The 745-nt window shown below is 36.8% G+C and carries 1 protein-coding gene; it reads right to left on the bottom strand.

All coding sequences use genetic code 11. The features are described 5' to 3' along the window. Positions 1-11: 11 nt before the first annotated feature. Positions 12-548 carry a hypothetical protein gene (locus tag ESY88_RS20745; RefSeq protein ID WP_223270927.1) on the bottom strand — a complete coding sequence of 179 codons (537 nt, stop codon included), beginning with the start codon at positions 546-548 and terminating at the stop codon, positions 12-14. Between the last annotated feature and the right edge of the window lie 197 nt (positions 549-745).

The following is a 745-nucleotide window of genomic DNA, read 5'->3' as shown; positions in this document are numbered from 1 at the left end:
CCAAATTTCAGTTATCCTTGTCTAAAATCTGTCAAAAACTCAAATTCATCCCCAAGTTCCCTATAAAATTTTTCAGATGAAAAACGATAGAAATTACCATCGCTACCCATACCTGCTTTCAACGGATTTCTATGAATATACTGAAGCTTCTCCTCAAGGATCCTGTTAGAATACAAATCCACACATAGCGCATTTCGCTGCCAAAACTGAAAGTCGCGGTCTTTGGAGTTGACCAAAAAATGTTGCAAAACATTGGGATGGTTGAGTTCTAAGTCCCTCTTAAAGCGTTGGGCAGTAAATTTCATCAAACTGAGTTGGGTGTGTTTTAATGAAAATAGCGGGGTAGGTTTCCAAATGATATGTAAATGATTATCCATGATTACATATCCATAAACGATGACTCTGTTTTCATCCACCAAAAACTTCAAGGATTCAATGATAACCAATTTATATTCATCTGGTCTCAGTAGCATCTTCCAATCCAAAATAGTGGCTGTGAAAAATTGCGGACAATCTTCAATTTTAATGGGTTTCAATAGCATGACCATGTAATTAAATTAACACCACAACAAGATTGACGTTGAGTTGAACCATATTTCCAAATGCATGAAATACTCTTAAAAATACGAAAACTCTTTTAGGAATTACCGCATTGCGAACTCTAAGGCTCCTCAGAAAGGATTGTTCCCAATAAATTTCAACTCAGCGAGAAGATGTTGGTGGAAAACACCAACATCGGCAGCTC

The sequence above is a fragment of the Subsaximicrobium wynnwilliamsii genome, from assembly GCF_007997225.1.
GTDB classification, from domain to species: Bacteria; Bacteroidota; Bacteroidia; order Flavobacteriales; family Flavobacteriaceae; genus Psychroserpens; species Psychroserpens wynnwilliamsii.
Note: the sequence above shows the minus strand (reverse complement) of the source record. Positions and strands in the feature narration are given on the sequence as shown.

What these genes read in the sequence shown, in the direction of transcription:
- ESY88_RS20745 (WP_223270927.1), bottom strand. Translation starts at nt 548, where the DNA reads ATGGTCATGCTATTGAAACCCATTAAAATTGAAGATTGTCCGCAATTT.